This is a genomic window from Micromonospora sp. NPDC127501, assembly GCF_040302185.1.
Lineage (GTDB): Bacteria > Actinomycetota > Actinomycetes > Mycobacteriales > Micromonosporaceae > Micromonospora.
Genome location: NZ_JBEORJ010000001.1, coordinates 883551 through 889938 on the forward strand (window position 1 = coordinate 883551; position 6388 = coordinate 889938).

Consider the following 6388-nt stretch of genomic DNA (forward strand, 5'->3'; position numbering starts at 1 on the left):
AGCAATTGCCGGTCACCGCCCAGGTCAAACCTCAGCGCGGCGGCACCTGAACCTCGATCTCGGAACCCAACCGGGCGTCAGCGGCCAGACCCAGGTCGTCCCCGCTCCAGAACCGCCCCGGGTCATACCAGTTCGGACGCCGGCCCGCCGGCAGCAACCCCATTGCCTCATAGGTCACCGCCACCACCTCGGCGCAGTACGCCGTCTCCAGCGCCCGGTCCCGCTCCCCCGCCGACCGGGGCGGGCTGGAGGGGTTCGCGCGGGCGGCCGGGGTTGGCCGAGGTGTCGGCTGGCCGAGGCGTGACAGCTCCGACAGCCGACCGAGGTGCGGCAGCGCGGGAAGCCGGCCGGGGCGCGGCAGCGCCGGCACCCGACCCCGCACCCAGCGCCACGCCAACTGGGCGGTCGACGGGAACGGCGTACCGTCCAACCGCGCGATCGTCCGCAGCACCGCCCGCTCCATCTCCGCGTCGGCCGGCGGGTCGAGTTGCCGCAGCCAGGCCCGTTGGCCGTACCGGTTGGCCCAGACGCAGACCGCATCTCGCAGGTCGTGCAGCTGGACGCCGCGTTGGTGGCTGCCCGACCACAGGTCCGGCAACGACCTGCCCAACTCCGCGTGCCACATCAGCGGTGGCATGTCGTCCAGCACCACCGCCATCCCGACGTGGTTCACCGGGCTGTTGGTGGTGAACTGGATCGCCCGGTCCGGCACGCTGCGACCCCGGAACACCCACACGTCACCGGTGCGGGTCAACTCGACGGCCTCATCCAGGCTGATGCTCATGAGGGTCTAGCCTAGGCCGATGCGGCAACGAATGCGGTGGTGGAAGGTTCTCGGGCTGGCCGGGCTCGCCGGCGTCGCGGCCTCCGGTGTGGTCATCGCGCGGGCCGAACGGCGTCGGCGCGCGTACACCCCCGAGGAGATCCGGCAGCGTCTGCTGGAGCGGCACGCCCAGGCCAGCGACGCCGCGAAACCCGGCGACCCGACCTGACCCACCGTCCTTTGTAGATCATCTTGGGGCAGCCGGGCGGGTCGATGATCGATACGATGAGGCCATGACGACGCCCGTCGCACAACGGCCCTTCGTCCTGTCCATCCCGGCCGCGCCGGTCGAACGACACGCCAACGTCGACCTGCACCTGCCCAGCGACGCCGGCCCCGCGCCCGCCGTCGTGGTGGTGCACGGCGCTCCGCTGCCACCCGACGCGCCCGATCCCCGCGACTGGTTGCTCTACCGCGGCTACGGCGCGTTGCTCGCCGCGAGCGGCGTGGTCACCGCGCTGGTCAGCTACCAGGTGTCCGAGCTGACGGCGCTGCCCGCCGCAGCCGACGACATCGCCGCCATGGTCGAGCAGGTCCGCGCCGATCCGCGGGTCGACCCCGAGCGGGTGGTGCTGTGGTTCTTCTCGGGTGGCGGCCTCTTCGCGGCCGACTGGCTGCGGGTCCCGCCGCCATGGCTACGCGGGATCGCGCTGACGTACCCGCTGCTCATCCCGTTCCCCGGCTGGGAGGTCGACGCCCGGTTCCTGCCGGTCGAGGCGCTCAGCTCCGGCACCGGCGTGCCACTGGTGCTCACCCGCGCCGGCCAGGACATCCCGCCGGTCCTGGCCGGCATCGACGCGTTCCTCCCCGCGGCGACCGCACGGGGCTGGCCGATGCAGGTGATCGAGGTGCCGGACGGCCAGCACTCCTTCGACATCCTCAACCCCGGCCCGCAGTCCGAGGCAGCCGTCCTGGCCGCCCGCGACGCGGTCCTGGAGCTACTCGACGCTGGCTGACCCACCGCCCGCCAGCCACATACCCTCCACCCCCAAGTGCCGCCGGTGGCGCATCAGATTGGGGATCTCTCGCACCCGACGTTCGCCGTCGTACGACGATCGTCAGAGAGCCGATCGATGGTGGGGGTGAGAGGTGCGCAGCAGACGTCGGGGTGCCCGACCGGCGAAGAGTGCGCTGCGCGAGGGCCGCGAGGCCTATGAACGGCTTCGCACCTACCTCATCCTCGCGGTCCAGGCGGGGGTAGCCGCCGGGTTGGCCTGGTTTGTTGCCAGCGACGTGCTGCACAATCCGCAGCCGCTGTTCGCGCCCGCCGCCGCGGTCGGCACCATCGCGGCGGCCATCGGTAACCGGGCCCGGCGAACTCTGGAACTTCTCGCCGGGGTGTTCCTGGGAGTGCTGGTCGGAAACGGGATCATACGGTTCATCGGGGCGGGGCCCATACAGACCGGTGTGGTGGTGGCACTGGCCATTTCGGCGGCCGCCGTTTTTCGAGGCACCGGAGCCGTCATGGTGCAGGCGGGAAGTACCGCCGTCCTGCTCGGCACCGTGTCTCCGGAACGGCCGGACCTGGCCGTCCCACGGACGGCGAATGCACTGGTCGGTGTTCTGGTGGCCATCGTGGTGGCCTTGCTGATCCTGCCGCTCAATCCGGTGCGGATCGTGCACCGCGCCGCTGGTCCGACAGTCGATGCCATCGCCCGGGAGATGACCGCTACCGCCAACGCGTTGGCTCACCGCGACGTGCGGCAGGCCGAGGATGCCCTACAGCGACTGCGTGCGGCAGAGGCGCAACGACGCAACACGGCCGACGTGGTCGCCGCAGCGTGCGAAGTCGCGATTCTCTCACCGTGGCGGAGGAGACGGCTGGGCATCATGCGTCGGTATTCGCGGGCGGCCGAGCATCTTGAACTCGCCTACACCAGCAGCCGCGAGATGGCCCAGTGGGCGGTGTCGGCACTGCGCGCCCGGGAGACGCTGCCGGCCGGCCTCTCCACGGCGATCGAGCACTTCGGCCAGGCGTTCCGGCTCCTGCACCGTGACTTCCTGGCGGGACGGGAGCCGGACCGCGCGCGGGAGCGGGCGCTACAGGTGATCAGTGACATCAACGAGGCGTGCGCCGAGGGTGTCGGGTCCTCCGGGACTGTCGTCGTCTCTCAACTGCGCGTTGTCGTGAGTCAACTGCTCCAGATCTCCGGACTTTCTCAGGCGGAGGCGAATCAGCGGGCGGGTTTGAACGCCGACGCGTGAGCGTTCAGGGCAGCGGGCCGTCGGTCTCCGCAGTCAGGCTGAGGCGGTCCCGGATCAGCGCGAGCACCGTGTCGGTGGTCCGGTCGAGGTGGCTGCGGCCATCGGGTAGGCGGGCCTCCGGGGCGATGTAGCTGCGGGGACCGATGTGGGTGGCCGGGTCGAGCCGGTGCACGGTGATCTTGCCTTCGCGGTCAGCCCGGTTCCATCCGCTCCAGCGGAACAGCCGCCACCGCTGCGGGAAGATCCAGGTACCGACCCGCTCGATCCAGTCGCCGGCACTGGTGAGCTGGTCGAGGTGCTGGGCGTGGGTGATGTCGTTGGCACCGTTGTGAAAGCCGCCGAGAGTGATCAGCCAGAGCGGGGCGTGCAGTTCGGCCCACAGTTCGTTCACCGCACCGCTGGCGACCTGTGCGCCACCGCTGTAACTGAGCAGCACCACGGGTATGCCGCTGTCCGGCTGGTAACCGGCGACCCGGAGCTCGGTGGCGATCTGCGCACCGACGGCACGGTTGTACAGGGGACGGTAGCGGCGGTCGGCGGCGACGAAGATCTGCATCACGTTGTGCAGGAACAGCAGCAGCCCGATGCGACGGCGCACCCAGGTCCAGACCGGCCGGTCGGCGAGCGGCACGGCGAGCGGGGAGTAGGGCTGCACCTGGCCCAGCACCCTGAGCTCCGGCGCTCGGTTGATCAGCGCCTTGACCAGTCGGCCACCATCGCGGGTGTCGTGGAAACGGCGTTTCCCGATGCCGTCCAGATAGACCAGGTAGGCGTCCGGGGGGCGGCCCGGGTCCGCCCCGCGGGCGTAGGACATGCCCTCGGGGCGGGAGATGGTGGGTGTGCGCCAGCCTGCGGCGTAGACCAGCACCTCGTAGCGGGCCAGCAGGGCCTCGGCGATCAGCACCAGTCCCAGTCCCCCGAGCAGCAACAGGAGCGCCAGCCCGATCACGCGGCTGGCTCCGGTGCTCGTCTGGTGTTGAGTTTCACGACGAGGCGGCGGACGGCCTCGACGGAGACGCCGAGCCCGACTCCCGCGACCGCTACGCAGCCGGCGGCCTCCCACCAGCCGACTCCGGCCGCCGTGGCGAGTGCACCGGTGAGGCCGGCACCCACTCCCACCACGAGCAACAGGTGCAGCAGTGGTCCGAGCAGCGGGAACGCGAGGACGCCGGCAAGGACCAGCGGAGCAGCCAGGCCTGGTGTCCAGACCAGTGCGGCCTCGTCGGCCGGTGCGGTGGGCAGCACCAGACCGGCAACGGCCCACGCGGACAGCGGCCAGAGCGCGAACACCGCGCCGTCAACTATCGCGCCCGCCAGCAACAGGCTGACCACCCTTACGTGCGACACGCCGGACAGGCGTGCCACCACCGGCAGGAGACGCCCGGCGGCCTCGGACAACCCGGCGACCAGCAGCAGGATGACGACGACGGGAGACATCGGTCAGCCCTGTGGTGGCAGATCGGCGGAGCCCGGCTGCGTCACCGGGCCGGTCTGCCGCACGAAGTGCTCAAGTACGTCGGCGGCACGCGCATAGCCGCCCGCCTGCCGCTGGGCGACCTGCAGGGTGCTCGCGGCGGCCCGGAACCGAGGCTCGTCGATCAGGCGCCGGGCGAGGGCCTGCACTGCCTCCACCGTCACGTCCTCGGTGCGGATCGACAGGCCGGCATCGAGCTCGACGATGCGGGAGGCCACCAACAGTTGGTCGGCGCCCTGTGGGACCACCAGCATCGGGGTGCCGGCGTACAGGGCCTCGTTGACGCTGTTCACCCCGCCGTGAGTGATGAACAGCGTCGCGCGGGCCAGCACCTCCAACTGCGGTACGGAACGGTAGGCGAGCACGTTGCCCGGTAACGGGCCAAGCGCGGCGGGATCGGTGTGTCCGGTGGAGATGATCACGGTGCCACCCAGCGGGGCGAGCGCGTCGGCGAAGGTGCGCAGCAGCTGCGGGGCATCGAACACCGTGCCCATCGAGGCGTACACCACCGGGTCCCGCAGTCGATCGACCGGGAACGACGAGTCTGCGGGGCGGGCACCGATGCTCGGCCCGACGAACTGGTAGGACTGGTCGAAACTGTCCGCCTCGGGGTGGAACGCCCGCGAGGTGTAGACCAGGTTGAGGGGCTGACGGATGTTGGCCAGGTCGATCAGGGGCAACGCGCGGGTGTCGTACCGTCGCCGCAGTTCCCAGCGCGACCCCAGGTACCTCACGGTCGGGCGGGGAAGGGCCACCGCGGCGCTGAGCAGCTTCCAGGAGCCGCGGGTGGGGCTGGGCACGTGCCGGTTGAAGGCGAACGTGGTGAACGACGATGCGGGCGGCACGCCGAGTTCCCGGGCGGCCACCGGACCCCACGGGCACAGCGAGTCGTGCACGATCAGATCAGGCCGGGTGCCCCGCAGGTCGGTGAGGACGGCGGGCAGGACGCGTACGGCGGTACGCGCAAGCTGCTCCATCACCGTGACGGGCGTCGGCGGGCCGGAGAGCGGTAGGTCTTCCCCGGGGTAGAGGAGCACTCGCGCCCCGGTGGCCGCGATCTGCTCGGCGTACGCCGGCGTCGTGTGGTAGGTGACGGAGTGACCACGACGAACGAGCTCACCCACGACGGGCAGTGTCGGGTTGATGTGCCCGTTCATGGCGATGTTCAGGAATGCCACTGCGCTCATCGGCCGACCCCGTGCGGGGAAGGAGCCAGAGCCCGGCAAGATGCAGCGTTCATGATCCACCCTTCTCGGTCAGAGCCTAGATGTTGGCTGCTGGCAGTGCGCCGTGGACCAGGTACTCGACTCGTAAGCGGCCAGCTTCCGGCGACTGATCAGCCCTGACGTCCCGTTGGCACCGGATGTCCGGTTCGCTGCTGTCCGGGCTGCGTCGTCCGGCCGGTTGTGGGGGCTGATGTCGGGTGCTCGATGCCACCCTCGGCGTGGAATCGGGGGCCGGGCGGAGTCGTTATACCTGGCATGCCACCGCGACCGTCGGGTCGTGGGGCGCGGCAGCCGCCGGGAACATCCGGCAGGCCGCCCCGGTTACATCCCCCGCAACGCCCGAGCAGGTCCCCCCGGAGATCGCCGGCGTCGCCACGAACTTTCCCCGCGCGGTCGCACTGACCCCCCGTTGACTGCCGTGCGGGCACCCCCAAATGCAGAGGAGCACGCCATCATGCGTACCGATCTGATTCGTAAGACCGCGCTGACCGCTGCCGGGCTCGCCTTCACCGGTGGCGCTATCGCCGGCCCGGTCACCACCGCGTTCGCCGCACCGACCACCGGCAAGCCGACGACGCAGACCCAGGCCGACCGTAAGGGTGGTCATGGTGAGCGGGAGTTGGGTGTGCGTTACGAGGCGCAGCCGAACTTCTACTACTG

General features: G+C 70.7%; 7 protein-coding genes and 1 pseudogene. 4 read left to right on the top strand and 4 right to left on the bottom strand.

The features are described from left to right. Positions 1 to 31 precede the first annotated feature (31 nt). Positions 32 to 784 carry a hypothetical protein gene (locus ABTW72_RS03915; protein WP_350853890.1) on the bottom strand — a complete coding sequence of 251 codons (753 nt, stop codon included), beginning with the start codon at positions 782 to 784 and terminating at the stop codon, positions 32 to 34. A gap of 19 nt (positions 785 to 803) precedes the next feature. Here ABTW72_RS03915 and ABTW72_RS03920 point away from each other — a divergent pair, with 19 nt between their 5' ends. The 3 genes from ABTW72_RS03920 to ABTW72_RS03930 all read left to right on the top strand — a co-directional run bounded on the left by ABTW72_RS03920 (position 804) and on the right by ABTW72_RS03930 (position 3028). Then, positions 804 to 992 carry a hypothetical protein gene (locus tag ABTW72_RS03920; protein WP_238671532.1) on the top strand — a complete coding sequence of 63 codons (189 nt, stop codon included), beginning with the start codon at positions 804 to 806 and terminating at the stop codon, positions 990 to 992. A 64-nt stretch (positions 993 to 1056) separates the two neighbouring features. Further along, complete coding sequence (locus tag ABTW72_RS03925) at positions 1057 to 1779, top strand: alpha/beta hydrolase (RefSeq protein ID WP_350853893.1); 723 nt, start codon at positions 1057 to 1059, stop codon at positions 1777 to 1779. A 133-nt stretch (positions 1780 to 1912) separates the two neighbouring features. Further along, positions 1913 to 3028 (top strand): FUSC family protein, encoded by a 1116-nt coding sequence (locus tag ABTW72_RS03930; protein WP_350853896.1) that lies wholly within the window; start codon positions 1913 to 1915, stop codon positions 3026 to 3028. A gap of 4 nt (positions 3029 to 3032) precedes the next feature. On the opposite strand, the gene ABTW72_RS03935 is transcribed toward ABTW72_RS03930, so the two are convergent. The 3 genes from ABTW72_RS03935 to ABTW72_RS03945 are packed head-to-tail and all read right to left on the bottom strand — an operon-like array spanning position 3033 to position 5689. Continuing rightward, positions 3033 to 3977, bottom strand: a complete 945-nt coding sequence (locus ABTW72_RS03935) for a hypothetical protein (RefSeq protein WP_350853899.1) — start codon at positions 3975 to 3977, stop codon at positions 3033 to 3035. Continuing rightward, positions 3974 to 4465, bottom strand: coding sequence for a hypothetical protein (locus ABTW72_RS03940; RefSeq protein ID WP_350853901.1), 492 nt, complete (start codon positions 4463 to 4465; stop codon positions 3974 to 3976). The genes ABTW72_RS03935 and ABTW72_RS03940 overlap by 4 nt, the downstream gene beginning before the upstream one ends. Positions 4466 to 4468: 3 nt before the next feature. Continuing rightward, positions 4469 to 5689 carry a macrolide family glycosyltransferase gene (locus tag ABTW72_RS03945; protein WP_350853904.1) on the bottom strand — a complete coding sequence of 407 codons (1221 nt, stop codon included), beginning with the start codon at positions 5687 to 5689 and terminating at the stop codon, positions 4469 to 4471. Positions 5690 to 6182: 493 nt separating this feature from the next. On the opposite strand from ABTW72_RS03945, the pseudogene ABTW72_RS03950 reads away from it, so the two are divergent. After that, positions 6183 to 6388 (top strand): annotated as a pseudogene (locus ABTW72_RS03950) (C39 family peptidase); the annotation flags it as partial.

Bases quoted from the DNA above. Each gene is read 5' to 3' on its own strand.
- ABTW72_RS03915 (WP_350853890.1), bottom strand. From the start codon at position 784: ATGAGCATCAGCCTGGATGAGGCCGTCGAGTTGACCCGCACCGGTGAC.
- ABTW72_RS03920 (WP_238671532.1), top strand. From the start codon at position 804: ATGCGGCAACGAATGCGGTGGTGGAAGGTTCTCGGGCTGGCCGGGCTC.
- ABTW72_RS03925 (WP_350853893.1), top strand. From the start codon at position 1,057: ATGACGACGCCCGTCGCACAACGGCCCTTCGTCCTGTCCATCCCGGCC.
- ABTW72_RS03940 (WP_350853901.1), bottom strand. From the start codon at position 4,465: ATGTCTCCCGTCGTCGTCATCCTGCTGCTGGTCGCCGGGTTGTCCGAG.
- ABTW72_RS03945 (WP_350853904.1), bottom strand. From the start codon at position 5,689: ATGAGCGCAGTGGCATTCCTGAACATCGCCATGAACGGGCACATCAAC.